General features: G+C 64.9%; 25 protein-coding genes. 22 read left to right on the forward strand and 3 right to left on the reverse strand.

From position 1 onward, the window contains the following. The first annotated feature begins 158 nt into the window (after nucleotides 1–158). Nucleotides 159–809 carry a superoxide dismutase gene (locus tag ACYCTF_RS08070; RefSeq protein WP_461282626.1) on the forward strand — a complete coding sequence of 217 codons (651 nt, stop codon included), beginning with the start codon at nucleotides 159–161 and terminating at the stop codon, nucleotides 807–809. 147 nt (nucleotides 810–956) lie between these two features. Then, nucleotides 957–1637: an FKBP-type peptidyl-prolyl cis-trans isomerase N-terminal domain-containing protein gene (locus ACYCTF_RS08075; protein WP_461282625.1), complete on the forward strand. Its 681-nt coding sequence runs from the start codon at nucleotides 957–959 to the stop codon at nucleotides 1635–1637. Between the two features lie 100 nt (nucleotides 1638–1737). Here the strand turns inward: ACYCTF_RS08075 and ACYCTF_RS08080 are convergent, their stop codons facing one another. Both ACYCTF_RS08080 and ACYCTF_RS08085 read right to left on the reverse strand, forming a co-directional pair. Then, complete coding sequence (locus ACYCTF_RS08080) at nucleotides 1738–1944, reverse strand: cold-shock protein (protein ID WP_461282624.1); 207 nt, start codon at nucleotides 1942–1944, stop codon at nucleotides 1738–1740. Between the two features lie 122 nt (nucleotides 1945–2066). Beyond that, a complete protein-coding gene (locus ACYCTF_RS08085) occupies nucleotides 2067–2600 on the reverse strand; it encodes an OsmC family protein (RefSeq protein ID WP_461284772.1) in 534 nt (177 codons plus the stop codon). On the opposite strand from ACYCTF_RS08085, the gene ACYCTF_RS08090 reads away from it, so the two are divergent. Together ACYCTF_RS08090 and glcE are read left to right on the forward strand one after the other, a co-directional pair. Continuing rightward, nucleotides 2599–4080: an FAD-linked oxidase C-terminal domain-containing protein gene (locus ACYCTF_RS08090; RefSeq protein ID WP_461284773.1), complete on the forward strand. Its 1482-nt coding sequence runs from the start codon at nucleotides 2599–2601 to the stop codon at nucleotides 4078–4080. The genes ACYCTF_RS08085 and ACYCTF_RS08090 overlap by 2 nt on opposite strands. Before the next feature lie 62 nt (nucleotides 4081–4142). Beyond that, entirely contained in the window at nucleotides 4143–5231 is a 1089-nt protein-coding gene (gene glcE / locus ACYCTF_RS08095) for a glycolate oxidase subunit GlcE (RefSeq protein ID WP_461284774.1), read from the forward strand. On the opposite strand, the gene glcF is transcribed toward glcE, so the two are convergent. Continuing rightward, nucleotides 5200–6420, reverse strand: coding sequence for a glycolate oxidase subunit GlcF (gene glcF / locus ACYCTF_RS08100; RefSeq protein WP_461282620.1), 1221 nt, complete (start codon nucleotides 6418–6420; stop codon nucleotides 5200–5202). The two genes, glcE and glcF, sit on opposite strands and share 32 nt — an antisense overlap. 125 nt (nucleotides 6421–6545) lie before the next feature. Here glcF and ACYCTF_RS08105 point away from each other — a divergent pair, with 125 nt between their 5' ends. The 18 genes from ACYCTF_RS08105 to ACYCTF_RS08190 all read left to right on the forward strand — a co-directional run. After that, nucleotides 6546–7121: a hypothetical protein gene (locus ACYCTF_RS08105; protein ID WP_461282619.1), complete on the forward strand. Its 576-nt coding sequence runs from the start codon at nucleotides 6546–6548 to the stop codon at nucleotides 7119–7121. 123 nt (nucleotides 7122–7244) lie between these two features. Then, nucleotides 7245–8624 carry a tRNA (N6-isopentenyl adenosine(37)-C2)-methylthiotransferase MiaB gene (gene miaB / locus ACYCTF_RS08110; protein WP_461282618.1) on the forward strand — a complete coding sequence of 460 codons (1380 nt, stop codon included), beginning with the start codon at nucleotides 7245–7247 and terminating at the stop codon, nucleotides 8622–8624. Next, nucleotides 8621–9580: a PhoH family protein gene (locus tag ACYCTF_RS08115; RefSeq protein WP_461282617.1), complete on the forward strand. Its 960-nt coding sequence runs from the start codon at nucleotides 8621–8623 to the stop codon at nucleotides 9578–9580. The genes miaB and ACYCTF_RS08115 overlap by 4 nt, the downstream gene beginning before the upstream one ends. 71 nt (nucleotides 9581–9651) lie before the next feature. After that, nucleotides 9652–10035, forward strand: a complete 384-nt coding sequence (ybeY, locus tag ACYCTF_RS08120; protein WP_461282616.1) for an rRNA maturation RNase YbeY — start codon at nucleotides 9652–9654, stop codon at nucleotides 10033–10035. A gap of 3 nt (nucleotides 10036–10038) precedes the next feature. Continuing rightward, nucleotides 10039–10902 carry an HlyC/CorC family transporter gene (locus ACYCTF_RS08125; RefSeq protein ID WP_461282615.1) on the forward strand — a complete coding sequence of 288 codons (864 nt, stop codon included), beginning with the start codon at nucleotides 10039–10041 and terminating at the stop codon, nucleotides 10900–10902. After that, complete coding sequence (gene lnt / locus ACYCTF_RS08130; protein ID WP_461282614.1) at nucleotides 10874–12388, forward strand: apolipoprotein N-acyltransferase; 1515 nt, start codon at nucleotides 10874–10876, stop codon at nucleotides 12386–12388. Before ACYCTF_RS08125 ends, lnt begins: the two co-directional genes overlap by 29 nt. 130 nt (nucleotides 12389–12518) lie before the next feature. Beyond that, nucleotides 12519–13268, forward strand: a complete 750-nt coding sequence (locus tag ACYCTF_RS08135) for an MBL fold metallo-hydrolase (protein ID WP_461282613.1) — start codon at nucleotides 12519–12521, stop codon at nucleotides 13266–13268. A gap of 216 nt (nucleotides 13269–13484) precedes the next feature. Beyond that, the gene (gene leuS, locus ACYCTF_RS08140; protein ID WP_461282612.1) at nucleotides 13485–15941 is read left to right on the forward strand and encodes a leucine--tRNA ligase; all 2457 of its coding nucleotides are present in this window, start codon (nucleotides 13485–13487) and stop codon (nucleotides 15939–15941) included. Between the two features lie 24 nt (nucleotides 15942–15965). Beyond that, the gene (locus ACYCTF_RS08145; protein ID WP_461282611.1) at nucleotides 15966–16520 is read left to right on the forward strand and encodes an LPS-assembly lipoprotein LptE; all 555 of its coding nucleotides are present in this window, start codon (nucleotides 15966–15968) and stop codon (nucleotides 16518–16520) included. After that, nucleotides 16504–17511: a DNA polymerase III subunit delta gene (gene holA, locus ACYCTF_RS08150; RefSeq protein ID WP_461282610.1), complete on the forward strand. Its 1008-nt coding sequence runs from the start codon at nucleotides 16504–16506 to the stop codon at nucleotides 17509–17511. Before ACYCTF_RS08145 ends, holA begins: the two co-directional genes overlap by 17 nt. Next, nucleotides 17508–18767 (forward strand): glutamate-5-semialdehyde dehydrogenase, encoded by a 1260-nt coding sequence (locus ACYCTF_RS08155; protein ID WP_461282609.1) that lies wholly within the window; start codon nucleotides 17508–17510, stop codon nucleotides 18765–18767. Before holA ends, ACYCTF_RS08155 begins: the two co-directional genes overlap by 4 nt. Beyond that, a complete protein-coding gene (gene nadD, locus ACYCTF_RS08160; protein WP_461282608.1) occupies nucleotides 18745–19410 on the forward strand; it encodes a nicotinate-nucleotide adenylyltransferase in 666 nt (221 codons plus the stop codon). Before ACYCTF_RS08155 ends, nadD begins: the two co-directional genes overlap by 23 nt. After that, nucleotides 19397–19756 (forward strand): ribosome silencing factor, encoded by a 360-nt coding sequence (gene rsfS, locus ACYCTF_RS08165; protein WP_461282607.1) that lies wholly within the window; start codon nucleotides 19397–19399, stop codon nucleotides 19754–19756. The genes nadD and rsfS overlap by 14 nt, the downstream gene beginning before the upstream one ends. A 3-nt stretch (nucleotides 19757–19759) precedes the next feature. Then, nucleotides 19760–20236, forward strand: coding sequence for a 23S rRNA (pseudouridine(1915)-N(3))-methyltransferase RlmH (gene rlmH / locus ACYCTF_RS08170; protein ID WP_461282606.1), 477 nt, complete (start codon nucleotides 19760–19762; stop codon nucleotides 20234–20236). Then, complete coding sequence (locus ACYCTF_RS08175; RefSeq protein WP_461282605.1) at nucleotides 20233–20802, forward strand: Maf family protein; 570 nt, start codon at nucleotides 20233–20235, stop codon at nucleotides 20800–20802. The genes rlmH and ACYCTF_RS08175 overlap by 4 nt, the downstream gene beginning before the upstream one ends. Next, nucleotides 20799–22232 carry a ribonuclease G gene (rng, locus tag ACYCTF_RS08180; protein ID WP_461282604.1) on the forward strand — a complete coding sequence of 478 codons (1434 nt, stop codon included), beginning with the start codon at nucleotides 20799–20801 and terminating at the stop codon, nucleotides 22230–22232. The genes ACYCTF_RS08175 and rng overlap by 4 nt, the downstream gene beginning before the upstream one ends. Before the next feature lie 50 nt (nucleotides 22233–22282). Next, the gene (locus tag ACYCTF_RS08185; RefSeq protein WP_461284775.1) at nucleotides 22283–26065 is read left to right on the forward strand and encodes a YhdP family phospholipid transporter; all 3783 of its coding nucleotides are present in this window, start codon (nucleotides 22283–22285) and stop codon (nucleotides 26063–26065) included. Beyond that, nucleotides 26023–26755: carbon-nitrogen hydrolase family protein (locus tag ACYCTF_RS08190; RefSeq protein ID WP_461284776.1), on the forward strand; the 733-nt coding region annotated here is incomplete at its 3' end. The genes ACYCTF_RS08185 and ACYCTF_RS08190, both read left to right, overlap by 43 nt.

Genomic DNA, 26755 nt, shown 5'->3' on the forward strand with positions numbered 1-26755 from the left:
GATGCTTTGTCGTCCCGCCCGCCCGCGTGCTTGCGATCTCGGCCGATCGCGGATCGTCGGGACCGGCGTCGGCCGGGACGGATTGTAGGTGGCCCGGGCCCTTGTATCTTGCGCCTGTCCGGTTCATTCATTCGTGGTAAACGACTAGGAGAAAGACCTTGGAAAAGTACGTATTGCCTGAACTCGATTACGATTACAGCGCCCTCGAGCCCCATATCTCGGGCAAGATCTTGGAACTGCATCATGGCAAGCACCATCTCGCGTACGTGAATGGTGCCAACCAGGCCTTGGAAGGCCTGAAAGAGGCGCAGGAGACCAAGAACTTCGCGCGCGTCGCGGCGCTCGAGCATGCGCTCGCCTTCAATCTCTCCGGCCATATTCTGCATTCGCTTTTCTGGAAGAACCTGTCGCCCAACGGCGGGGGCAAGCCCGAAGGTGAGTTGGCGCGTGCCATCGACCGCGACTTCGGGTCCTTCGAGGGACTCAAGGGTCAGTTCGTGAACGCCGCCATGACCACGATGGGGTCCGGATGGGCGGCCCTCGTCTGGGACCCGGCCGGCCAACGCCTCATTACGACCGAGATCCACGACCATCAGTCCGAGATGACGCCGGGCGGCATTCCGCTCATGGTTCTCGACGCCTGGGAACACGCTTATTATCTTCAGTATCAGAATGAAAAAGCCAAGTTCTTCGAAGCGATCTGGAACGTCTGGAACTGGAAAGACATTGGCGAGCGTTTCAACAAGGCCAAGTCCGCCGATATCGGGCTTGCGTCCGCCACCACTTCGAAGAAGGGCGCAGGCAAGTAGCTTGCCCGAAGCGGGCGGTAGCGCCCCGCCCTATCGTTTTACGGCGGACCCCGGTAGACTTGACGGAAATCGGGGCCCGCCGTGCTTCGCTCTACAATGCTCGAGCGGATGTCCCTCACGCTTCCCCACTGACGACTAGGAGCTCACATGCATAAGAGGTACGCCGCGCTGGCGGCTATTGGCTGCCTGTTGGCGGCCCCGGTCATGGCCAAAGGGCTCTCGCCCAAGGCTCAGCTGAGCTATAGCCTTGGCTATCAGTTCGGCGAGAATTTGCGCAATAACGGTGTCCCCGTAGAAGCGCCGATTTTTACCCGTGCCATCAACGATGCCTTGAAGGGCGCCAAGCCCTTGTTGTCGCCGGCGCAGATGGCGGCGACGGTGGCCAAGTTCCAGAAAGAAATGCAGGCGCACAACATCGCCATGCTCAAGGCCTTGGGTGCGCGCGAGCAGGCCGCTGGCCGGGCGTTCCGCGCGAAGTTCGCCAAAGAGCCGGGTGTGAAGACCCTGCTGGGTGGCGTCGAGTACAAGGTGTTGGCCGAGGGGCACGGGGCGCGCCCGACCTTGAGCCAGACAATCAAGGCCGACTATTGGGGCCGCTTCATCAATGGTCGCCTGTTTGCCACGAACGAGAAGACCGGCAAGCCCGCGATCCTGCCCTTGAGCGGTCTCATAGCGGGCCTCAAGGAGGCCTTGGTCCTCATGCCAGTCGGGTCCACGTGGAAGATCGTGGTTCCGGGGCATCTGGCCTATGGTCCCCAGGGACGACCCGCCATACCGCCTAATACCACCCTGGTTTTCACGATCCACCTTTTGGGTCTGAAGAAGTAATGGGGGGTAGGTGATCTTGCGATCAGGAAAATAGGGGCCTTTGGGCCCCTATTTTTTTTGCCTGTCGTCTTGGGGCCTGGCGGATCCCGGACCCCTTAAGCTAGCGCAGCGGCCGCACGTGTGTGGCCTGCATGCCTTTTTGACTGCGCGTGCTTTCGAACTCGACCGTCTGACCTTCGGATAGATTCCGAAACCCCTCGCCTTGGATCGCGGAATAATGTACGAACACATCCGGGCTGCCGTCCTGTGGGGCTATGAAACCGAAGCCCTTGGCCTCGTTGAACCACTTCACCGTTCCCATTTGCATCTGCGCCTTCCCTTTTTCATTGATATAGAAGTATCCAATGCGGTCCACCCGCCTGGACCGTTGTAATGTACGCGAGCCCTGGGTTGCGCGGACACCAGCGAAAGTCCGAGATCGATGGAATACTAATCCGGGTATGACTTTGGAGGTTGATCGGGATCCGGCGCGTGTAGCGCGGGCGTTGCGTGCAGTATATGGCCGTGTTCGTCTACGACTTTGACGCTCACCGGGATGCCGGCCCGGACGCTTTCTGTGACCACGCAGTAGTTCTCGAAGAGCGTAAGACAGCGGGGGGTCGCTGCAGGCGCCGCGAGCGTCACCTCGATGCCGGCTACTCGCAGTCTTCCTTGCGCATCGCGCGCAAGCCGCCCTTCGGCATGGGCCTTCAGGCCCCCCGCGGCGGTCCGGGCCTTGGTGAGACAAAAGAAGAGGCTCGCCATGAGACAGTTGGCGATCGCGGCGGCGAGGAGTTCCGCGGGATGTGGCCCGCTGCCCTGGCCCGTAGGTGGCGGCTCGTCTCCTATGATGCCGCCTTGCGCAAAGCGCACGTCAAAGCGGAAATTCTCGATCTGCTCTATCTCGACACTGAAGGTATTGTCTGTCATCACATAGATCCCGGGCTTGCCCGTTGGGCTTCCGCTCGGCAGTATAGCCCGCATGAACCAGACCGTAGAGCCGAGCCACCACCCCTGGCCCGCGGCCTTCATGCGCCGCCTAAGACGTATCTTGCCTGCCGACGGACTTTTGCAAAAGCCCACCGAGGTCGCAGTCTACGAATGCGATGGGCTGCCGGTCTACCGGGTGCGGCCGCGCGCCGTGGCCTTGCCGAGAACCGCGGCGGAGGTCGGGCAGGTGTTGGCCTTGTGCGCCGAATACCAGGTGCCGGTGGTCGCGCGCGGGGCCGGCACCGGGCTTTCCGGTGGGGCGCTTCCCCATCCGGAGGGGATCGTACTGAGTCTCGCACGACTGAACCGTATATTGGCCCTCGACCCCGATAATCGTATCGCGCGCCTGGAGCCCGGGGTGCGGAATCTGGCGGTCTCGGAGGCTGCGCGCCCCCATGGGCTCTTCTACGCACCCGATCCGTCGTCGCAGATCGCGTGCACGATCGGCGGCAACGTGGCCGAGAACGCCGGCGGCGTCCACTGCCTCAAATACGGCCTCACGACCCACAATGTCCTCGCCCTCAAGTTTTTTGACGCGGAGGGCACTTTACATGAGGTCGGTGGACCGACCGGCGAGTGGCCTTTGGATCTGGCGGCGCTCTTGACGGGTTCCGAGGGGCTGCTTGGGGTGGTAGTCGAGGTCACGGTGCGCCTCTGGCTCAAGCCGCCTTCGACGGTGGCGTATCTCGCAGCCTTTCGGTCGCTCGAGGCGGCGGCGGCTTGTGTGAGTGAGGTCGTGGCTTTGGGTATCATTCCGGCGGGTCTTGAGCTGATGGACGGCTTGGCATTGTCGGCCGCCCAGGACTACACCGGAATCCCTTATCCCGAGGGGTCGGCGGCAGTGGTCTTGGCGGAGGTCGATGGGGATGATTTGACGGTCGCCCTGGAGGGGGAGCGGTTGCGCGCGATCTTCACGGCGCAGGGCGCGTTCGCGGTGGAGCAGGCGGTGAGCGACGAGGACAGGCGCCGTCTCTGGCTGGGCCGCAAGTCGGCGTTCCCGGCGGTGGGCCGGCTTGCGCCCGACTATTACTGTATGGACGGTACCATACCCCGGCGCTCCCTGGTGCCGGTCCTCACTGAGATTGGCGCGCTGTCGCGCCGCTATGAACTGCCGGTGGCCAATGTGTTTCATGCCGGTGATGGCAATCTCCACCCCCTTATCCTGTACGATGCCGCGATCCCCGGCCAGCTCGCACAGGTCGAGGCCCTGGGCGCCGACATCCTGCGACTCTGTCTTGCGCATGGTGGCACGATCAGCGGCGAACATGGGGTCGGTGTTGAGAAGCTCGATGGTATGTGTGTCCAGTTCACAGCCGCCGAACTCGCCACCTTCCATGCCCTGAAATCCGCGTTCGATCCGCATCATTTGCTAAATCCGGGCAAGGCCGTGCCGACCCCGGCGCGCTGCGTGGAGACGGGTGGCATGCACGTGCATGGCGGTCATCAACCGTTTCCCCATCTCGAGCGCTTTTAGTATGTCGCCCGCATCCACGCTTCCGTATTCCACTCCACACCCCCGCCGGGCCGAGTCGGCCTATGGATGGCGATCGAAGCCCGGCCCTTCGGGAGATGTCCTTGGAGCATAACGACGACACCGCCCTTTTGGCCTCCGCGGTCCGCGAGGCCTACGAGCAGGCCGCCCCAGTGGAGATCGTCGCCGGGGGCACACGCCGGGCATTTGGTCGCGCCCCGATCGGGACCCCGCTTTCGGTGGCACGCCACGCGGGCATCGTGGCCTATGATCCGTCCGAATTCGTCGTTACGGTGCGTGCCGGCACGCCGATCACGGCGCTCGAGGAGATTTTGGCACGGGAGGGCCAGGTCTTGACGGCGGATGTGCCCCGCTTCGGCGCCGCCTCCACGATTGGAGGGGCCTTGGCGGTCGGACTCACAGGGCCCGGGCGGCCCTATAGCGGCGCCTTGCGCGACGCCGTGCTAGGCGTGCGCCTCATCTCCGGGACCGGCGAGGTCGTGCGCTTCGGCGGTCAGGTTCTGAAAAATGTCGCGGGCTTCGACGTGTCCCGCCTCATGGCCGGCGCCTACGGCACCCTGGGTCTCCTGCTTGACGTCAGCCTCCGCACTGCCCGCCGCCCCGAGGCTCAGGAGGTCGTGCGGCTCGAGCAGTCTTGGCCGGCCGCCCGCGTCGCCCTGAGGCAGTGGGAATCGGCTCTGCCCTTGACCGGTGCCTGCTATGCGGACGGCGTCTTGCATGTGCGTCTCGCGGGGCTTGCGCCGCGCGTGGCGGAGGCTCGCAGGGTCATAGGGGGCGAGACCGGCGACATGGCCGTCTTTACGGATATGCGCGACCTCCGGGGGACGTTTTTCGAGCGCCCGGGGGACCTTTGGCGACTTCTCGTGCCACCCGAGAGCCCATGGGACCCGGAGGACACGGTCATCGATTGGGCCGGGGCGCAGCGGTTCTGGCGCGTGGTGGGAGATGCCACGGTGGTCTACGAACTCGCCGCGCGCTTGCGTGGCCAGGCCATGCGGCTCGTCGGTGCCGATCGCAGCGTGGGCCCGTGGGCTCTCCCTCCGCCAGCCACTATGGCTCTCATGGCACGCGTGAAGGCGGCGATGGATCCGCGCGGTATCCTCAATCGCGGTCGGCTTTATCCTGATTGGTGAGCGCCTCGAAGACGAGGTCCAGCCAGTGGACGACCGGTCGATCCCCGTGACTCGCGAGATGCTGTTGGCAGCCGATATTGGCGGTCACCACGAGCGCGGGGTGAGCCCCGGTCAAGGCCTGCCACTTGCGTTTGGCGAGTGCGCGGGCCAGACGGGGGTGACGTAGGGAATAGGGTCCGGCCGAGCCGCAGCAGAGCGCAGCGTCGCTGACCGGGACCAGCCTGTGGCCCAGGGCCTTCAGGATAGCCTCGACGTGCAAGGCCCCTTTCAAGGCGTGTTGCAGGCTGCAGGGGGCGTGCCAGGCGATGTCGCGCCGCAGGTCCGGCGGGAGCAGCGGCAGGCGCGCGGGATCGACCCAGGCGGCGACGTCCGTCACCGTGGCGGCAAAGGCATGCGCCTGCGCCGCCTCGTCCGTATCATGGAAGAGTCGCCCGTAGTCCCGTAGGAAGGCGGTGCATCCCGTGGCGGTGCTCGTCACGCCCTGCAGGTCGCCCGCCATGCCCAGAGAGAGGGTCTCGAGCGCTTGCGCACGCCCCTTCTCGTGGGCCTGGAGGTGGTAGGGTAGGGCGCCGCAGCAGGCAGGCCCGAGTGGCTGCGCGCTTATGCCCAGGTGATCAAGGACGATGGCCGCTTTGACGTCCAGGTCCGGGCGCAAGGCCGGCTGTACGCAGCCTATGAGTAGTCCCACGCGCCGCGCATGGCGCGCCGCAGGCCATTCGAGCCCCTTTGTGCTCAGTAAGATGCGGCGTTTCAGGGTCGGCGGGGCGAGCGGCCGTAGGGCGCGCGCGACGCGCAAGATAGTCGCGAGGGGCTTGCGCGCGCTCAAGACCATCTCCGCGGCGCGATCCAAGGCCCTTTGCAACACCGGCCGCTGCCCTTGGGTCCGTTCGCGCACGGTGTCCAGGATCTCGCTGTACTGAATGCCGGCCGGACAGGTGGTCTCGCAGGATCGGCAGCCGAGGCAATGGGCGAGCGGTTCGAGATCCGCGTCCGCCAAGGCGCCGGCCAGCAGATCCTTCATCAAGTAGAGGCGGCCGCGCGGACCCTCGCGCTCGTCGCCCGTGAGTTGGTAGGTCGGGCAGGTGGCATTGCAAAAGCCGCAGTGCACGCAGGCCCGCAGCAAGTCCTGCGCGACGGCGCTCGAATTCTTTGCGGGCGGGCGGATCGGGTGTTCCGATGGATTGCTCATGGGCTTTCGGCGACCGTATACTCGCGGCATAGTAAAGGGCCGGGCCGGCCCGGGTCAAAGCGGGGGCAGACAGGCCACGCGGACGCGGTCTCGTCGGCTGGGGGCGAGTTCTTAAGGCGGGCGCGATGACGACGATAGTAGTGGTTCGAAAGGGCGATACGGCCGTGATCGGCGCCGATACCTTGGGTACTTATGGCGATCAGCGCGAGTCGGCGGCCTTCGTGAAGAACTCGAGCAAGCTCATCAGTGTGGATGCGACCTGGCTTGCCGTGACCGGCCACGCCGCCATGGACATGGCGCTACGCAACATCTTCCAGGAGACCTCCTGCCGGCGATCCTTCAAGGGCGTCAACGATATCTACAAGACGAGCCTGCAGCTGCACGGCATCTTGAAGGACCAGTATTTTCTGAAGCTCGACGGGGAGGCCGGCGACGAGGCCTTCGAATCCATGCAGGTGAGCCTGTTGGTCGCGAATGCCTATGGCATATTCGGCGTCTGTTCCAAACGCACCGTGCTTGAGTACACCAAGTTCTACGCCTTCGGTTCTGGGGAGCAGTACGCCCTCGGTGCCATGCACGCGGTATACGATCAGGACACGGATGCTGAGCAGGTCGCGCGCGCCGGTCTGGAGGCCGCCATCACGTTCGACACAGGCAGCGGCGCACCGATCGAGCTGCGCAGCGTCACGCTGAAGACCTAAGGTCTCGCGCGAGGCCTGAGAGGAAGGCCGCCGCCCGCGGGGCCTCACGCCAACCCCCCTCGCTCTTCCCGGCTGGAAATTGGACGACAAGGCCGGTATTGTGAATCCCATTGAGGAGAGAGAATGGCGGGCGCTGTTTATATCAAGACGTACGGCTGTCAGATGAACGAGTACGACTCGAGTCGGCTCGCGGATCTGCTCTACGAGACCCACGGCTTGGTGCGGGTGGATGATCCGGCGCGCGCCGACGTCCTGCTCGTGAACAGTTGCTCCGTGCGGGAGAAGGCCCAGGAGAAACTCTTTTCGGATCTCGGCCGCTTGAACGAATGGAAGGCCGCCCGTCCGGGTGTCGTGATCGGGGTCGGCGGCTGCGTAGCGAGCCAGGAGGGCGAGGAGATCCGCAGGCGCGCCCCCTATGTGGATCTTGTATTCGGTCCCCAGACTGTGCATCGGGTGCCCGCGCTTTTGACTGATGCGCGTGCGCGGCGTCCGCGGGTCGACATCGCGTTTGTGGAGATGGAGAAGTTCGACCATCTTCCGGAGCCGCGCGCGGAGGGCCCGCGGGCCTTCGTGTCGATCATGGAGGGGTGCAGCAAGTATTGCAGTTTTTGTGTCGTACCCTACACCCGCGGGCAGGAATTCAGTCGACCGTTCGATGATGTCTTGGCGGAGATCGCGAGGCTCGCCGAGCAAGGGGTTCGGGAGGTCACCTTGCTCGGCCAAAACGTCAACGCCTACCGGGGGCTGCGACGCGATGGCACCATCGCTGATCTCGCCACGCTCATAAGCTATGTTGCGGAGATCGAGGAGATCGGCCGCATCCGCTTCACGACCTCGCACCCATTGGAGTTCGGGGATAGCCTGATTGACGCCTTCGCCACCGAGGATAAGCTTGTAAGCCACCTCCACCTCCCTGTGCAAAGCGGCTCGGACGCGGTGCTGGCGCGCATGAAGCGGGGGTATGGGGTCGCCGAGTACCGCGAGAAGGTGGCGCGGCTGCGTTTGGTCCGGCCTGACATCAGTCTCTCGACTGATCTTATCGTGGGTTTTCCGGGCGAGACTGAGGCCGATTTCGAGGCGACCATGGCGTTGATCGAGGAAATGAGGTTCGATCTATCCTATAGTTTCGCCTACAGCCCGCGGCCTGGCACGCCGGCGGCCTTACTCGTAGATGACGTGCCGCCCGAGGTGAAGGCGGAACGGCTGGCGCGGGTCCAGGCCTTGAATCTCGAACATGCCGCCGCCATAAGCCTGCGTATGGTCGGGCGCGCGGAACGCATTTTGATCGACAGGCCCGCACCGCGCGGGCGGGGCGATCTTTCGGGGCGGACCGAGAATAACCGTGTCGTGAATTTCCCAGGCGGCGCCGGGGACTTGGTCGGATGCTTCGCGACCGTCGAAATCACGGAGACCAGGCCCAATTCCATGCGTGGCCGGCTGCTTTCGGTCGAGGGCATTGCAGAATCGGCTATACTGAAACCAAGGGAGGCCGCCATTCCTTGAGCACGAAGTCGCAGGCGATACAGTTTACGGTGCAACCCCCCGACAGCGAACGGCTGTCACGCCTCTGCGGTCAACTCGACGAGCATCTCCGCCAGATCGAGGGCAGTCTCGGGGTGGAGATTGCGAACCGCGGCAACCAATTCCGCATTACAGGCCACCATGATCAAGCCCGCCACGCCCAACGTCTGATCACTGCCCTTTACGCTTTTACCGGACAATCCCAGGCCATCACACCTTCGGGGGTTAATATGACGTTGAAAGAAGTGTCGAGGACGCGCGACGATCACGAGCCACCAACCGAGTTGCGCATGCCCAAGCAGCGCGTCTACGGACGCACCGACGCACAGCGCGCGTATATCCGGAATATTTTGACGCACGACGTCACCTTCGGGGTGGGGCCCGCCGGCACCGGAAAAACCTTCCTGGCGGTGGCCTGCGCCGTGGATGCCTTGGAGACCGGGCGCGCGCAGCGCGTGGTCCTCGTGCGGCCGGCGGTGGAGGCCGGCGAACGCCTGGGTTTTCTGCCCGGCGACCTCGAGCAGAAGGTGGATCCCTACTTGCGACCGCTCTACGATGCGCTCCACGACATGCTGGGACCCGAGCGGGTCGCGAAGCTTCTCGAAAGGAGCGTGATCGAGGTGGCGCCCCTTGCGTTCATGCGGGGGCGGACCTTGAACGAGTCCTTCATCATCCTCGACGAGGCGCAAAACACGACTATCGAGCAGATGAAGATGTTCCTAACGCGCCTTGGTTTCGGGTCCACCGCTGTGGTCACCGGCGATGTGACCCAGATCGACCTCCCGCGTCCGGAGCAGTCCGGTCTTCGCCAAGTCTTGCAAATCCTCAAAGGCGTGGAAGGGATAGCGTTTACGCACTTTGCGAGTGCCGACGTCGTGCGCCATCCGTTGGTTCAGCGCATTGTCGAGGCCTACGAGATGTACGAGCGGTCCGTGTAGGCGTGCAGCGCCTACATCTTGATCTCGGCCTCGCTTGCGAAGGCTGTCGCATCCCGTCGCGGGCGCCATTGGTGCGCTGGTGTAAGGCGGCGTTGGCCGATGTCGAGGGGAGCGTCCGGCTTGGTCTTAGGGTCGTGACCGAGGCGGAGTCCGCGGAATTGAACGGGCGTTTTCGGGGGCGGGCGGGACCCACGAACGTGTTGTCCTTCCCTTATGGGGACGTGCAAGTCAGCAAGACGCAGTTTTTGGGCGATATTGTGATCTGCGCGCCGCTTGTCAAGGCGCAGGCCGCAGAGGCCTGCCGCCCGGAAGATGCCCATTGGGCGCATCTGCTCATTCACGGTATACTGCACCTCCAGGGATTCGACCACGAGACGGACCAGGACGCACGCGTTATGGAAGCACGGGAAACACGGATATTGGAGGGTTTGGGGTTCGCGGACCCTTATCGTTGAGTCATGGCTCAGGAAGATAACGGACACGGACCGGGACGATCTTTTCTTGATCGGCTTGGACATGTTTTGTGGGGCGCGCCGGAGGATCGCGACGCGTTGCGCGAGACCTTGCGGGACGCGCATGATCGCGGGCTCATAGGAAGCGACGCGCTCGACATGATAGAGGGCGTGTTTCAGGTCGCCGAGATGCGCGTCCGCGACATCATGGTGCCGCGCGCGCAGATGGACGTGATCGATCGGGCCGACCCGCCGGAGCGTTATCTGCCGCGGGTGATCGAGACTGGCCACTCGCGCTTCCCGGTCGTCGATGGCGATAAGGACAAGGTGGTCGGCATCCTGCTTGCGAAAGATCTGCTGCGGTATTTTGACGGCGAGCAGCGTTCCACATTCAATGTCTACGATTTGCTACGGCCGGCGGTATTCGTACCGGAGAGCAAGCGTCTCGACGTCCTGCTGCGGGACTTCCGTTCCAGTCGCAACCACATGGCGATCGTAGTCGACGAGTACGGTGGCGTGGCGGGCCTCGTCACGATCGAAGATGTCTTGGAGCAGATCGTAGGCGAGATCGAAGACGAACATGATCTGGACGCCGACGATGTCATGATCATGCAAAGGGCCGAGCATGAGTTTGTGGCCAAGGCCCTTACGCCTATCCAGGAATTCAATGAATATTTCGGTACCAACTACGATGACGAGGAAGTCGATACGATCGGCGGCCTAGTTATGACCACGCTCGGGCGCGTGCCCAAACGCGGGGAGCGCCTCGAGGTCGGGGGCTTGCGGTTCGAGGTGCTACGTGCCGATTCGCGCAGGGTCCATCTTCTGAAAGTCGTTCCGATTGCCGAAGAAAATCAAGTGGTCGGCTAGGCGGTTCGCAGGCGTCGCCGCTTGGATCGCGGCGTTCGTGGCGGGCGCGTTCCTCGATCTCGCTTTTGCCCCCTATCGACAGGTGTGGGTCGCGCCGCTCGGCCTCGCGGGTCTTTACCTACTCGTGGGTGCGGCGTCGGTGCGCCAGGCCTTCGCGCGTGGGTTTTGGTTCGGGGCGGGCTTGTTTGCCTTCGGCGTCCCCTGGGTCTATCTCACGCTGACGCGTTTCGGCGGCATGCCGGCACCGCTCGCCGCCCTTGCGTGGGTCTTGTTCGTGGCCATCCTTGCGGTCTATGTGGGTTTCGTGTGCGCGGCCTTTGTTCGCCTGCGCGCCGGCGATGGACTCGACCCCTGGCTCTTCGCCGCGCTTTGGGTCGTGGGCGAATGGGTGCGCGGCGTGTTCCTGACAGGCTTTCCATGGCTCGATGTGGGCTACGCGGCGAGCCTCCCGCCGCTTATGGGGCTCGCGCCGCTCGTGGGCGTACTCGGCCTCTCGTTTCTTGTGACGGTGTTCGGCGCGCTCGCGGTGGAGGCCTTGCGAGGACGGCGGCGCGGCTTCTGGTGGCTCGCGCTCATTGCGGCGGCGACGCCCGCGTTTGCGACGCTCTCCTTCGTCCATCGCACTGGACGCCCGATGACGGTGTCGCTGATTCAAGGCGACGTCTCCCCCTACGCCAAGTGGAACCCGCGGGCCCGCCACGCCGTCATCGCCCGCTATCTCGGTTTGACGCGCCAGAGCGACGGGCGACTCGTCATCTGGCCGGAGACGGCGATCCCGGGGTTTTCGCATCAGCTGCGCCGCCATTTTATCCCCACTCTGAAGCGCTTGGCGCAGGTCGGCCATAGGCATTTCCTGTTCGGCATCATCGAGGGCAATGCCGATGCGCCCAATGGGCCCGTCTATAACGCGGTGATGAGCATCGGCCGTCACGACGGCTTTTACCGGAAGCGCCATCTGGTCCCCTTTGGCGAGTACCTCCCGTGGCCTACGCTCCTGAACCCCATCCTCGATGTCCTCCACATCCCCATGTCGAGCTTCACGGCGTGGCACGGCGTGGAAGGGCCCCTACGGGCAGCACACGCACGCATCGGCGTTTCAGTCTGTTACGAGGTCGCCTACGGCGCTTTGGTCACTCAGGGGCTGCCAAGCGCGACTTTGCTCGTCAATGTGAGCGACGATGCCTGGTATGGGCATTCCAACGAGGCCCCTCAGCAGTTTGAGATCGCGCAATTGCGGGCTGCCGAGGCGGGACGGGAGATGTTGATCGCGACCAACGACGGCATCACCGCGTTCCTGGGCCACACCGGGCGCATCCGTGCCCGCTTGGCGGCCTTCCGCAAAGGCGTGCTGACCGTGGTGGCCGAGCCCTATACCGGACTTACGCCCTATGATCGCTATGGCCGCGCGCCGGTCTTGGCCATGTGCGCGCTGATCCTTATCGCCGCTGGCACGCGGCGACGCCGGATGAGACCGCAGTCCCCATGATGAGCGAGGTTTGGCGTGGTGGCGCGGCCTAGTCCGATCGCTTGGGTGCACCTATTCCAGGAGAGGCCGCTTGCATCCTCGGTGTCCCGTCTCCAGAAAGGGATGAGGGGGTTCTCTATCGAGGTGTACGATGATCTTTCGCCAGCTGATCGAGCCGCTTTCCAGTACCTATACCTATCTCCTTGGATGCGAGGAGACGAAGCAGGCCGTGCTCATCGATCCGGTGTTACCAGCCTGGGAGCGTGATCTCGGGGTTTTGCGGGGGCTGGGACTGGCGCTTGCCTACACTATCGAGACACACATCCACGCCGATCACATCACTGCCGCCCAGCGCTTGAAGCGCGAGACCGGCAGCCGCATCGCCGTGCCCGCCCTCGAGGGGCTCGGCTGCGCGGATGTCCACATCGAGGACCGCCGACCGCTTACGGTGGGTGCGATCGTGCTTGAACCCCAGCACACCCCGGGGCACACACCCGCGCACATGGCTTATGTCGTGAATGATCGGGTGTTTAGCGGGGACGCCCTCTTGATTGACGGCTGTGGGCGCACGGATTTCCAGGGCGGCAGCGCGCGGGCCCTATACGAGAGCGTCCACGAGCGGCTTTTCACATTGCCCGACGACTTTCTTGTCTATCCTGGCCACGATTACCAGGATCGGCGCGTCTCTTCGATCGCGCAGGAGCGTCGCCGGAACCCACGCCTAGGCGGCGGCCGGACCCTGGAGGAGTTCCTGGCCATCATGCGTGAGCTTAGGCTGCCGCCCCCTAAGTTCATCGATTATGCGGTTCCCGGCAATACGGTGTGCGGAGAATGTCCGCCGGAGTTGCCAAACGCTTTGCAGCACTATTGCGACGAGATGAGGGCGAGCCGCCAGGGTTGAGGGCCCCTTTGGGGGCGCACGGCGATGTGGCGTCTCGGTTTGCGTTTCGGGGGTCAAGGTTAATCTCCAGGGTTTTGTGCGCGCGTTCACGGCCTAGTACGGCCGCTAAGGTGTGGGGCTTTAAGTCGTGCGGGGTTTGGGGTAACCCCAGAGACGCGCCGACGGTTTCTATGGATAATAGGCCACCGCCATTGCAAGAAGCGAGCCCCAGGTCCGATGGATGAACGTTATTCGCCGATCGATGTAGAGCGCGAGGCCCAGGCCTATTGGGTCGAGGCACGCAGTTTTGAGGTGACCGAAGACGCCTCGCGCCCCAAGTTCTATTGTCTGTCGATGTTTCCCTACCCCTCGGGGCGCCTGCATATGGGGCATGTGCGCAACTACACCCTGGGGGATGTGATCAGCCGCTGGCGGCGCATGCAGGGCATGAATGTCTTGCAGCCCATGGGCTGGGACGCCTTCGGCCTGCCTGCGGAAGGTGCTGCGGAGCGCCATGGCGTGCCGCCGGCACAGTGGACCTACGACAACATCGCCGCCATGCGCGACCAGCTGAAGCGGCTCGGTCTCGGTTACGATTGGCGGCGCGAGATCACGACCTGCCGTCCTGAGTATTACCGCTGGGAGCAGTGGTTGTTCACGCGTCTCTATCGCAAAGGGCTCGCTTATCGCGCCACGGCGCCCGTCAATTGGTGTCCCAAGGATCAAACGGTGCTCGCCAATGAGCAGGTCGTGGAGGGGCGCTGTTGGCGTTGCGACACCGAGGTCGAGCGCCGCGAGATCCCGCAATGGTTCTTACGGATCACGGCCTTTGCTGACGAACTCCTTGCGGGGCTCGAGACCTTGCCGGGCTGGCCGGAGCGGGTGGCGACCATGCAGCGCAACTGGATCGGCCGCTCCGAAGGCGCGGAGATCCGTTTCCTTGTGGAGGGTTACGGGCCGCTGACGGTCTTCACGACCCGACCCGATACCCTGATGGGAGCGACCTATCTGGCGGTGGCCTCCGAGCACCCGCTCGCGATCCTGGCGGGCGCGACTCGTCCCGCGGTGGCGCACTTTCGTGACGAGTGCCGGGTGGCGCAGACTGCCGAGGCGGTCCTTGAGACCATGGAGAAGCGCGGCGTCGACACGGGCTTCTATGCGACCCATCCGCTCACCGGTCGCCGATTGCCGGTCTATGTCGCCAATTTCGTGCTCATGGGCTATGGGGAAGGCGCGGTCATGGCGGTCCCGGCGCACGACGAGCGCGATTTTGCGTTCGCGACCCGTTACGAGCTGCCGATCGTCCCGGTAGTGGTGCCGGAAGGTTATGAGGGCCGGGCGCAGGACCTCGTGCGCGACGCGGCATACACGGGCGCGGGCCGGCTGGTCGATTCGGGCCCCTTCACGGGGCTCACCTCGGATGAGGCGCGCGGGCGCGTCGTGGCGGCCTTGGCGCACATCGGCGCGGGTGCCGCCCGCGTCCAGTGGCGGCTGCGCGACTGGGGCGTGTCGCGCCAGCGGTATTGGGGCACACCCATCCCGATGATCCATTGCGAGGCCTGCGGCGTGGTCGCCGTGCCCGACCAGGACCTGCCGGTGGTCTTGCCGGAGGACGTGGTCATCAGCAAAGGGGGATCGGCGCTCGGGGCGCGGGCGGATTTCCTGAATGTCCCCTGCCCCCAATGTGGTCGCGCCGCGCGTCGCGAGACCGACACCTTCGACACCTTCATGGAGTCGTCGTGGTATTACGCCCGCTATTGCTCTTTCGACAATGCGGGGCAGATGCTTGATGCGCGCGTCGAGCACTGGCTGCCGGTCGACCAGTACATCGGCGGGATCGAGCATGCGATCCTCCATCTGCTCTATGCCCGCTTTTTTAATCGGCTCATGCGCGACGAGGGCTTGGTCCGCCATGATGAGCCCTTCACGCGGCTTTTGACGCAGGGCATGGTGCTGAAGGACGGGACCAAGATGTCCAAGTCCAAGGGCAATACGGTCGATCCGCAGGCCTTGATCGATCGATATGGTGCCGACACGGCGCGGCTTTTCATCATGTTCGCCGCCCCCCCGGAGCAGTCCCTGGAGTGGAGCGACGACGCCGTCGCCGGTGCCCACCGCTTTCTGAAAAAGCTCTGGACGCTCGCCCATGCCATCGCGGCCCGACCTGTGGCGACAGGCGTGGGCTATGACGAGGCCCATAAGGCCGTGCGCGCCGATATGCAGGCCCTGCTCGACCAGGCCTTGCGCGACTATGAACGCTACCACTTCAATACCGTGGTGGCGGCCTGCATGAGTCTCGCCAATATGCTGCAAAAGCTCCTGGACGAGCCCGTGTCCGATGCGGGCTCGCGCCTCTTGCGAGAGGGCTTAAGCCTCTTGCTGCGCCTCCTTGCGCCCATCGTCCCCCATATCACCCACAGGCTCTGGCAGGATCTGAAGCTTGGGCCCGCGCCCATCGTCGATGCCCCGTGGCCCGTGGTGGACGCCGAGGCCTTGAAGCGTACGACCGTGCGCTTGGTTGTGCAGGTCAACGGTAAGCGCCGCAGCGAGATCATGGTCGACGCCGATTGCGATCGGGCTACGATCGAGGCGCAGGCCTTGGCCGACGAGATGGTACGCAAGCACTTGGACGGAAAAGCGGTGGCCAAGGTCGTTGTCGTGCCGGGCCGCCTCGTCAATATCGTCGCGACCTAGTCGACCTCTAAAACGGAGATTTTCATGAAGCGCTTGACCGCCGCGTTGCTGGGGGCCCTCCTCGCGGGCTGCGGTTTTCACTTGCGCACCGCCCGCGAGTTCTCCCTGCCGCCTTCCTTGATGACGCTGCGGGTGCGCATGCCCTCGAGCGGGCTCAAGTACCCGGGGCTCGTGCTCGTCATGCGCCGCGCCCTTGCGGATCGGGGCGTCCAGGTCGTTGATCATCGCAAGGCGCCCACGCTCGTGCTCGCAGGTGAGACCCTGACTCCCATGATCGTGACCATCAACAGCAATGGCGGGGCGAGCGCTTACCTGCTGGATTATGCGGTGACCTACAGTGTCGTCGGACCGCACGGGCGCATCCTCGTCGCGTCGCGCACCGTGCGCGTTCAGCGCGAGTACAGCTTCGACCCACGTTACGTGTTGGCGATGGCCCGTGAGGAGGCGTATTTGAAGCGTCGCATGCGCCGCGCCGCCGCCCGCCAGATCGTCTGGGGGCTCGCCGCCTACAAGCGGCCAGCGACCGCTGTCGCGCCGGCTGCAAAGCCCAAGGCTCAAGGTCATGCACCTAAAGCCTGAGGAGCTCCCGGCGCGGTTGGGCGACCTGCGACCCGTGTACCTGGTCTGCGGGGATGAACCGTTTTTGGTGGAGGAGGCCGTGGCGCGCATCGCCGCCGCGGCCGCAGCGGCCGGCATCGGCGAGCACCAGCGGTTTTTCCTGGAGAGCGGGTTTTCCTGGGTCCGGTTTCGAGAGGCCTTGTCCTCGCCCTCGCTGTTTGCCGCGCGCAGTCTCTACGAGCTGCGCGCCCGCGAAAGCCGCGAGACCCTCGGCCGCGAGCTGCCGCCCTGTCTCCCCTTGATCGCGCCGGGCGAGGTGTTGGTCGTGGTCGTAGGCGCGCTCGATCGCGCCGCCCAAAAGGCCGCTTGGGTCGAGGCGGTGGCCGCCGCGGGGCACGTCGTGGTCGCGACGACTCTGTCCGGCGAACGTCTGTTCGGCTGGGTGCGCGGCCGGCTGCGAGAGGTGGGTATCGTCGACGAGGAGCTCGCCCGGCGTATTAGCTACTGCACGGAAGGCAATATGGGCGCGGCGGTCGACGCCATCACGCGTCTGCAGACTGAGCCTCACCCCAATGCCGAGGCCTTGGAGGCAATCCTGGGTGACGAGGCACGCTTTGACGTGTTTGCCGTGACCGACGTGGCCCTGAAGGGCGATTTGGCGGCTACCCACCGCTATACGGATCGCTTGCGCACCGAGGCGCGAGACCCGATACTGGTGTCATGGGCGTTGGCGCGGGAGCTGCGTCTCTTGAGCCGGATCGCGTTCTACCAGGCCAAAAAGGCACCGCTTGCCGACCTCTTTCGGCGCGAGCGGGTCTGGCCTGCCCGCCAGGCGCTGCTCTTGGCAGCGGCGCGGCGTCTATCGGCCGGCCGTCTGCGCCGCCTGCTTCTCCATTGCGCGGAACTCGACCGGATAAACAAGGGGCGGGCTGTGGGCGACGCCTGGGTTATGATAGAGCGCGTGGCTATGGGGCTTGCGGGGATGCCGGGCGAGGGCGGGGCGAGAGAATGACGGATATAGCAGTTTACATGGAGGGCTTGGGACGCGTGGCGCGCGAGGCGGCGCCGGCTATGGCGCGTGCCGCAACCGGCGCCAAGAATGCGGCCCTGGCGGCGACCGCCGACCTTTTGCTGGCGCGGGATGCCGAGATTCAGGATGCGAACAGCAAGGACGTGGCGGGGGCGCGCGCCGCCGGACTCGACGACGCCCTTATCGATCGCCTGGTATTGACCGCCGAACGCGTCGCGCAGATGGCGCGGGGTCTGCGCGAGATTGCGGCGCTTCCCGACCCCATAGGCGAGATCACGGGGCTTGCGGCGCGTCCGTCTGGTATCCAGGTCGGACGCATGCGCGTGCCGCTCGGCGTGATCGGCATCGTCTACGAGTCGCGACCGAACGTGACCGCCGACGCCGCCGGGCTTTGTCTCAAATCCGGTAATGCCGTCATTCTGCGCGGGGGTTCGGAGGCCTTGCACTCCAATACCGCCATCGGCCGGTGCCTACAGGAAGGCCTGGCCGCCGCTGGCCTGCCATCCGGGGCCGTGGGGCTCGTGGAGACCGCGGATCGGGCTGCTGTGACCGAGCTTTTGCATATGAATCGATTCGTCGACCTCCTGGTCCCGCGTGGCGGCAAGGGGCTCGTGGAGCTCGTCGCGACTGAGGCCCGCATGCCGGTCTTGAAACACTTGCATGGGGTCTGTCATGTCTACCTGGATGACGATGCGGATGCTGCCAAGGCGCAGGCGGTGGCGGTGAACGCCAAAACGCAGCGTTACGGCGTGTGCAATACCATGGAGACCCTGCTGGTCGCCGAGAGTCGCGCCGACGCGCTCCTGCCGCCGCTTGCGCGCGCTTACAAGGAGCATGGGGTCGAGCTGCGCGGCTGTCCCAAGACCCGCGATCGCATTCCCTGGGCGCTGGCTGCGACCGAGCAGGACTGGGAGGCGGAGTATCTCGCGCCCATCCTCGCGATACGGGTCGTTGCGGGACTCGACGAGGCCATAGCCCATATCGCGCACTACGGTTCCCATCATACCGATGCGATCGTCACTGAGAATTGGACGCGTGCCCAGCGCTTCCTGCGCGAGGTCGATTCGAGCTCTGTGATGGTGAACGCCTCGACGCGCTTTGCCGATGGTTTCGAGTACGGCCTGGGCGCCGAGATCGGTATCAGCACCGACAAGTTCCATGCGCGCGGTCCGGTGGGGCTCGAGGGTCTAACGTCCCAGAAGTTCGTGGTTTGGGGTGACGGGCATATCCGCGGATAGCGCGAGGCTCGTGGGGGTCTTTGGCGGGACCTTCGATCCCGTGCACTGCGGTCACGTCGCAGTCGCCGATGCGCTCATGCGGGCCTTGCCCTTGTCGCGGATCGTCTTTGTTCCCGCCGCCCGGCCCCCGCATAGGCCCGCGCCCAGCGCCTGCGCCCGCGACAGGCTTGCGATGCTGAGGCTTGCGCTTGCCTCCGATCAGAGGTTTGTGATCGATGAGACCGAGTATGAGCGCGAGGGCCCTTCCTATATGGTCGATACGCTCGCCGTCCTGCGCGCCCGTCACGCGCAGCCGCTTGCCTTGATCTTGGGGATGGACGCCTTCGTGAGCCTGCCCGCCTGGCATCGCTGGCGGCGAATATTGGGACTGGCCCATGTGATCATAGTGAGTCGCCCTGGTCTCGATGGCACCCTCCCGGAATGGGTCCGGCCGCGCCTCGTGGGGAGTGCCGAGGCCTTGTTGACGGCAGGTTCCGGGCGCGCTTTCCTGTTCACGGCGAGTGCCCGCCCGGAGTCTGCGACCGCCCTTAGAGAAGGGTTGGCGGATGGGACGACCCCGGCCTCGTGGTTGCCGGACGGGGTCCCGGATTATATTGAAACGCATGGATTGTATCGGAGACCTTCGCGGAATGACGAAAGCTGAATTGGTGCGAGAGGCGCTGGAGGAGGCCAAGGCCGACGATATCGTGGTCTTGGACGTGCGGGCGTTGACGGATATCGCCGACACCATGATCGTCGCGAGCGGGACGTCGACGCGCCATGTGACATCGATCGGCCGCAAGGTCGATGATCGGTTGCGCGCCGCCGGCTACAAGCCGCAGGGCGTCGAGGGGCTCACCACGGGAGAGTGGGTGCTCGTCGACTGTGGGGAGGTGATAACGCACGTCATGCACCCGAAGACGCGGGCCTTCTATGCCTTGGAAAAACTCTGGTCCGAAGAGTTCGGGGGTAAAGAGGACGTCCGGCGGAAGTTGAGTCCCCGGGGCTGAATCGTGGCCCTGCGGCTACTCGCGGTCGGTACGCGGGTTCCGGCGTGGGTGCAGGCCGGGTTCGCGGATTACGCGCGCCGCCTGCCCGGCCCCTACCGCCTGGAGCTGACCGAAATCCCACAGGCCCGGTGGACGCGTGCCGGGGACCTCGAGAGACTCAAGCGCGAAGAGGGCCGCCGACTCCTTGCGGCTGCGCCGAGCGCCGCCTTGCTCGTGGCGCTCGATGTCCAGGGACGCATGCGCTCAAGTGAGGTCTTGGCCCGCGACCTCGGGACTTGGTTCGCCTCCGGCCGCCCCGTGGCCTTTTTGGTTGGGGGCGCCGAGGGGCTTGCCGATGAGTGCCTGGAGGCCGCCTCCGATCGCTGGTCGCTGTCGCCGCTCGTTTTTCCTCACGCCTTGGTGCGGGTGATTCTGGCCGAACAGCTGTACCGCGCCTACAGTAGCTTGACCGGTCAGCCTTATCACAGGGGGTCTACTTGATTTATTTGGCGTCGGGCTCGGCGCGCCGGCGCGAGCTCCTCCAGCAGGTCGCGGTCGCCTTCACGACGCTTTCCTCCGAGATCGACGAGGCGGTGCGCGTCGCGGAGTTGCCTTGGGACTATGTACAGCGCATGGCCCATGAGAAGGCGGCCGAAGGGGCGCGGGAGCGCGATCGCCGGGGGCTTGTGTTCGCGCCGGTCCTGGGGGCCGATACCATCGTCGTGCAAGGGGATGACATCGTGCGCAAGCCCGACTGCGTGGCGGCCGCCCGTGCCGCCCTGCGCAGGCTCTCGGGAGGCACGCACGCTGTGTATACCGCGGTGTGTCTCCTGGGGCGCGATCGCCGCGAGGCGGTGACGCGCACCGAGGTGGTCTTCAAGGCGCTCACCGATGCCGAGATCGATGCCTATTGCGCGACCGGTGAACCGATCGGTAAGGCCGGGGCTTATGCCATCCAGGGGCGTGCTGCGCTTTTCGTCTCACGGCTTTGCGGGAGCTATTCCGGGGTCGTCGGTCTGCCTTTGTATGAATGTGGACAGTTGTTGCAGGCCGAGGGGGTCCTTTGAGCGAGGAGATCCTGATCAACGTGACACCCCAGGAGACGCGGGTCGCGGTCGTGGAGAACGGTGTACTGCAAGAGGTCCATATCGAGCGGGCGAGCCACCGAGGCTTGGTTGGCAATATCTACAAGGGCCGCGTGTCCCGCTTCCTCCCTGGCATGCAGGCGGCGTTTGTCGATATCGGCCTCGAGCGCGCCGCGTTCTTGCAGACCGCCGAGATGAAGGCGGGGGTGGGCGGCGCGCAGGCCGGCCTCGTCGAGGGCCAGGACATCGTAGTCCAGGTGCTGAAGGATCCGATCGGGACCAAGGGGGCGCGGCTCACGACCCAGGTCAGCCTTCCGGCCCGTTATGTCGTCTATATGCCGATGAGCGACCACATCGGCATCTCGCAAAAGATCGATAACGAGGAGGAGCGCGAACGGCTGCGCGCGGCCGTTCGCCAGGCCATGGGCGACGAGCCCGGCGGCTTTATTTTGCGGACGATGGCCGAACAGGTGAGTGAGGACGAGCTCAAACGCGATATCCAGTATCTGCGCAGGCTCTGGGGGCGTCTGTCTGAACGCATCGCGGCGCCGGGGCTGCAGGGCCTCGTGCACGAGGATCTTTCCCTGGTCCTGCGGGCCATGCGCGACCTCGTGCGTGACAATGTCGAGAAGGTGCGCATCGATTCACGCGAGATGTTCGGCCGGGCCCAGGACTTCGCGCTGGAGTTTGTGCCCGAGGTGGCGCCGCGGGTCGAGTATTATCCCGGGGAGCGGCCGATCTTCGACCTCTACTCCGTGGAGGATGAGATCAAGCGCGCCTTGGATCGGCGTGTCGCCTTGAAATCGGGGGGCTATCTTGTCATCGACCAGACCGAGGCCATGACCACAGTCGACGTCAACACCGGCACCTACGTGGGTCACCGGACCCTCGCCGAGACCATTTTCAAGACCAATCTCGAGGCGGCGCATGCCATCGCCCGCCAGCTGCGGTTGCGTAACTTGGGCGGCATGATCATCGTGGATTTTATCGACATGGCCGATCCTGACCACAAGCGCCAAGTGTTGCGCGCCCTCGAACGCGCCTTGGCGCGCGACCGCACCAAGGCCTCCATTGCCGACATGTCGACCTTGGGCCTCGTCGAGATCACGCGGAAACGGACGCGCGAGAGTCTCGAGCGTCTCCTTTGCGAGACCTGCCCGGCCTGCAAGGGACGCGGTGTCTTGAAGACCCCCGAGACCGTGACCTATGAGATCTTTCGAGAGATTTTGCGCGAGGCGCGGCAGTTCGGGACGGACGAATACCTAGTCGTGGCCTCCCAGGTGGTCGTGGACCGACTCCTGGACGATCAGGCTCAGAGTCTCGCCCGATTGCAGGAGTTCATCGGAAAGCCCATTCATCTCCAGGTCGAGCCGCTCTACAATCAGGAAGAATACGAGGTCGTTCTGACCTGAAGAGGCGCGGTATTCGGGGGAATCCCTGGGGAGCTTGAGTCGATGACTTCATGGTAGGGCTGGCGGGGCGAGCGCGAAGGTTTTGGCGTAAGCGCAGCCGCGGCGCACGCGCTATTCTTGCATCAGCCGCCGTGCTTGCAGGACTCGTGGCGCTCGCCTTGGGTACGAGCCCTTTCTGGCTTACGCCGGTCCTGCAAACCCAGAGGCCAGCGCTCGAGGCTGCTCTCACGCGCGCCCTAGGGGCCCGGGTGCATATCGGCGGGGTGGCGGCACGCGTGGGCTGGCGCCCAGGCTTGGTTCTATGGGATACCACTATTGCCGGCCGTGCAGGCCCGGCTGTGGTCCTCCGATCGGTGCGTATCGACTTGTCGTGGCTTGCCTTGTCACGCGGGCGCCTATGGCCGGCCTTCATGGGTGTAACCGGCGCCCGCTTGAATCTCCGCAAGACGCCCGAGGGTCTCCACGTCGTGGGGCTCCCGCATCGCGGGGGGGCGCCGTTCGACTGGCGCGGCTTTCTCGCGAAGATGCATAGCCTTAGGATCACGGCCGCGCATATCGTGATCGCCGAGTCAGTGACGCGCATGGTCTCGCTCCAGCGTCTCGACGCGAGCTGGGCGAATGGCATAAAAGACCGCACCCTGACGGCGCGGGCCACGGTCCCCGGGATCTGCGCGCGATGCGGCTTCACGGTCCAGTTCTCGGGTCAGGATTTCTCGCTGAGACACTTTTATGGCACCCTGGGGCTGCGTGCCACTGCCCTTGATCTCCATGCTGCAGCAGCGCTGGCCGGTAGGCGGCGCCTGCGTGTCTTGACCGGTATCGCGAACGGGCGGGTCTGGACCGATTGGCGTCGGGGTCGCCCAAGTTTCGTGGGCGGCAAGTTGTCCCTCGCCCGGGTCTTCGTGCCTGCCAATCGGTTCACCAAGTCCCTCGCGATCGACGGACTGGCGGGCCGTTTCAGCCTGAAGATCGGTCGGCGCGGCTTTCGATTCTACGCCGCCAATCTTGTCTCGGACTTGGCCGGAACGCAATCGCACGCACACACGGTTTTCGTGGCGCACCGCGGACAGCTCTGGCGCGTGGCCGCCGATCGTGTGCGTCTGGCGCAAGTCACCTATGTGGGCGCACGCCTGCGCTCGGCCAGTCCTGCGCTCGCGCGACCGCTCGCCTTGAAGCCCGTGGGCTCCCTGCGGCGCTTTCATTTGCAGCTGCGTCTGGGGTCGCATTGGCGCTACCGCGCGCGCGGCCGCTTTTCCCATCTCGGGCTCGGGCAGCACTTATCAGGCCCCTATTTCGCGCATGCCGCGGGTACCTTCTCGGTGAGCACCGACGCCGGGCGCGTCGTCTTGAGCGGTCTGCACGGTCTTGTGCGGGGGCCGGCACGCGTGCCGGGGCCGCTGCATGTCCGGGCCTTGAGCGCGCAGCTCTCCTGGCAAAAAAGCGCCCCAGGCACCGTGTTATGGTCGCTCCCGGTCTTCCATTTGGCGTCGAACGCCGGGGTGGTGGACGCGGTGGCAAGCGGTGTGCGCCGTCCGGGGGCAAGCCCGATCCTGCTCCTGGATGCCGGTCTGCGCGGCGTGGACCTATCGGCGCTCAAGGGTCTCTATCCTCATAAGCTTCCCGGCCATCTGCGTCGCTGGCTTACGCGCACGGTCCGCAAAGGCATGGTCACCGAAGGGCAGGTGATCCTGAAAGGGCCGCTCGACGCCTTCCCATTTCGGCGGGGCGGAGGTCTGTTTCAGGTCACGCTGCATATCACGCACGGCCGTTATCGCTTTCTGCCTCGCTGGTCTGCTGCACGCGATCTGGCAGTGACGGTGACGGAACACAACGCGCTGCTTGCGGTGCGCGGCTCGGGGGCGATCGGTGGCGTGCAAGTCCCGGCCCTGGCCGTGCGCGCAGGCCCACTCGGGACACCGGGTGGCACTGCGACTGTGCATGTGCGGGCGCAAGCCGACCTCCATGACCTGCTGCGTCTGGTTTTGCCTCATGTCCGCCACGGACTTCGATCTGTGCTGCCGCAGACGATCTCGGGCGCGGGGGCTACCCATCTGACGCTTGCCCTGCACATCCCGTTTTCGCGGCGTAACGGGCCGCTTACGTTGAACGGCCACGTACAACTTCAGGATGCGCGGCTGAGCTACCCGCTAGGGACCAAGGTCCTGCACTGGCGGGGTCTCACGGGCAATGCCGCCTTCGACGATGCAGGCCCAGACCGTGCACAGCTTGCCGGCCGGCTCTTGGGGGCACCCTTTACGCTTGCACTGAAGCCGCGCCCCCAAGGGGGGTTGGTCGGACGGGCGACCGGTGCCGTCGATGCCGCGCATCTGAAGGCCTTGGTCGGCGCCGCGCATCGCTACGTCCACGGCGCCATGGCCTGGCACCTGCACCTGATACGCGCGAAAAAGACCTGGCATGCTGTGGTCTCCGCCGATCTGGATAAGGTCGCGGTGCACCTGCCTTATCCCGCCGGCAAGGCCATGGGGGTTGCTGCCGAGGCGCACCTCGATCTTGCGAGCGGCCCGCAGGGCGTGTTCGCGCGCGGCGTTCTGCCGCAGCATCTGGCTTTGTCTTATGCACAGCCGCGCGTGGGCGCGGGGGGGCTTTGGGTCGGTGTGGGGGCGGCCCTGCCCCCGCACACCCTTCGACCAGGGCTCGCGGTGGGTGTGCGCACGGGCTATCTGGCCGTAAGCCCGTGGCTTGCGTTCGTCCGCACGCTTATGCAGACCCATCTGCATAAGGCGTCGACCCGGGCGCTGTTCACGCTCCACTCGCTCTCAGCCTATGTCGGATCGCTCGAGTGGGCGAGGCGCACCTTCGGCACCATCCACGCCCGCTTCCAACATACGGGCACAATCTGGTCCGGCGTCCTCGAGGGCCCCGATGTCGCGGGGACTGTGGATTGGCGCCGATCCCCGCGTCCGGTCGTGATCATGAATCTGAATCACCTGGTCGTGCCCTCCGCCGCCCCGGCTAAGGCCGCCCCGGCAGCCAAGACGTCTCGTGCGCCGAGCGACCCGCGCCAGCTGCCGGTCATTCATTTCACGACCGGTAGCCTTAACGTCGACGGCCACTACATAGGACGTCTCGCAATCGACGGCCGGCCCTACCCCTACGGTTTTCAGGTCCAGCGCATCTGGCTTGTGCGGCCGCACGCGAGCGTCATGGGCCATGGCCAATGGACGATGCACGGTGGCCTCCCGGAGTCACTCTTCACGCTGGTCTTCAAAAGCCAGAATCTGGGCGATACGCTGTCGGCGTGGGGCTTGGCCCACCAGGTCGCGGGCGGTCGCATGATCGCGCACGGCACCTTGAATTGGCCCGGCGGTCCCGCGGCGTTTTCTTTGAACACGCTCGAGGGGGATATCCGCTTCGTGGCGCGGCACGGGCGCTTTGTCCAGGTGCGCCAAGGCGCGGGCAAGTTGCTTGGCATCTTCAACGTGGATTCCATTGCGCGCTACTTGACGCTGGATTTCAGTAGTATTTTTGGACGGGGTTTTGCCTTCGACCGTATCGATGGCAAACTCATTGCTCAAGGGGGCGTGGCCACGACCCGGGGGATACATATTGAAGGCGCGTCCGCTAATGTTGTCGTGTCGGGCCAGACCAACCTCGTGGCCAAGACCTTCGACCTGAAGCTTGGGGTGAATCCTCACATCCAGAACAATGTCACGCTCGCCACGGGGCTGATCGGGGGACCCATAGCAGGCGCCGTGGTGTTGTTGATGCAAAAAATATTTGCCCACGAGATCAGTCAGGGGGCGCGTCTCACCTACTACATAAAGGGACCATGGAGCAAGCCAAGCGTACAGAAGAAACCGGACAAGGACTGAGCGCGGTGTTTGCGGCCGTGCAGGTGTGCTCGGGGGGCGACGTCGCGGCGAATGTCGCGGTGGCCTGCGCTGCCCTGCAAGAGGCGCGCGCACGGGGCGCCCGTCTCGCGGTACTGCCCGAGAACTTTGCCTTGATGGCAGACTCCCAGGAACAGCGATTGCGTCACGCCGAGGCCGATGGCGGCGGCCCCATCCAAGAGGCGATCGCGCGAAGCTGTCGAGAGCTTTCCATGTGGGTCGTGGCCGGCACCATCCCTGTGCGCGGGCGTGATCCGGCCAAGGTGCGATCAGCGTGCCTCGTGTTCAACGATCAGGGAGAACGCGTTGCCCGTTATGATAAAATCCATCTTTTCGACGTGGATCTGGGTCCGGGCGAGCGCTACGCTGAGTCCGAGGCCTTCGAGGCGGGCGAGGTCCCTGTGGTCCTGGATACCCCGTTTGGCCGTCTGGGGCTTGCGATCTGCTACGACCTGCGTTTCCCCGAACTGTTCCGCGCGCTTTTGACCGCGGGTGCCGAGGTCGTAGCTCTGCCGGCGGCATTCACTGTCCCGACAGGCGAGGCACACTGGCAGATCCTGGTGCGCGCGCGGGCCATAGAAAATAGTTGTTATGTTGTCGCGGCGGCGCAGGGTGGCCGGCATGACAATGGTCGGACCACCTACGGGCACAGCATGATCGTCGATGCCTGGG

The sequence above is a fragment of the Acidiferrobacter sp. genome, from assembly GCF_054609335.1.

Coding starts and splice junctions, on each gene's coding strand:
- ACYCTF_RS08075 (WP_461282625.1), top strand. CDS start 957: ATGCATAAGAGGTACGCCGCGCTGGCGGCTATTGGCTGCCTGTTGGCG.
- ACYCTF_RS08080 (WP_461282624.1), bottom strand. CDS start 1,944: ATGCAAATGGGAACGGTGAAGTGGTTCAACGAGGCCAAGGGCTTCGGT.
- ACYCTF_RS08090 (WP_461284773.1), top strand. CDS start 2,599: ATGAACCAGACCGTAGAGCCGAGCCACCACCCCTGGCCCGCGGCCTTC.
- ACYCTF_RS08085 (WP_461284772.1), bottom strand. CDS start 2,600: ATGCGGGCTATACTGCCGAGCGGAAGCCCAACGGGCAAGCCCGGGATC.
- glcE (WP_461284774.1), top strand. CDS start 4,143: ATGGATGGCGATCGAAGCCCGGCCCTTCGGGAGATGTCCTTGGAGCAT.
- glcF (WP_461282620.1), bottom strand. CDS start 6,420: ATGAGCAATCCATCGGAACACCCGATCCGCCCGCCCGCAAAGAATTCG.
- ACYCTF_RS08105 (WP_461282619.1), top strand. CDS start 6,546: ATGACGACGATAGTAGTGGTTCGAAAGGGCGATACGGCCGTGATCGGC.
- miaB (WP_461282618.1), top strand. CDS start 7,245: ATGGCGGGCGCTGTTTATATCAAGACGTACGGCTGTCAGATGAACGAG.
- ACYCTF_RS08125 (WP_461282615.1), top strand. CDS start 10,039: ATGGCTCAGGAAGATAACGGACACGGACCGGGACGATCTTTTCTTGAT.
- ACYCTF_RS08135 (WP_461282613.1), top strand. CDS start 12,519: ATGATCTTTCGCCAGCTGATCGAGCCGCTTTCCAGTACCTATACCTAT.
- leuS (WP_461282612.1), top strand. CDS start 13,485: ATGGATGAACGTTATTCGCCGATCGATGTAGAGCGCGAGGCCCAGGCC.
- ACYCTF_RS08145 (WP_461282611.1), top strand. CDS start 15,966: ATGAAGCGCTTGACCGCCGCGTTGCTGGGGGCCCTCCTCGCGGGCTGC.
- holA (WP_461282610.1), top strand. CDS start 16,504: ATGCACCTAAAGCCTGAGGAGCTCCCGGCGCGGTTGGGCGACCTGCGA.
- ACYCTF_RS08155 (WP_461282609.1), top strand. CDS start 17,508: ATGACGGATATAGCAGTTTACATGGAGGGCTTGGGACGCGTGGCGCGC.
- rsfS (WP_461282607.1), top strand. CDS start 19,397: ATGACGAAAGCTGAATTGGTGCGAGAGGCGCTGGAGGAGGCCAAGGCC.
- ACYCTF_RS08185 (WP_461284775.1), top strand. CDS start 22,283: ATGGTAGGGCTGGCGGGGCGAGCGCGAAGGTTTTGGCGTAAGCGCAGC.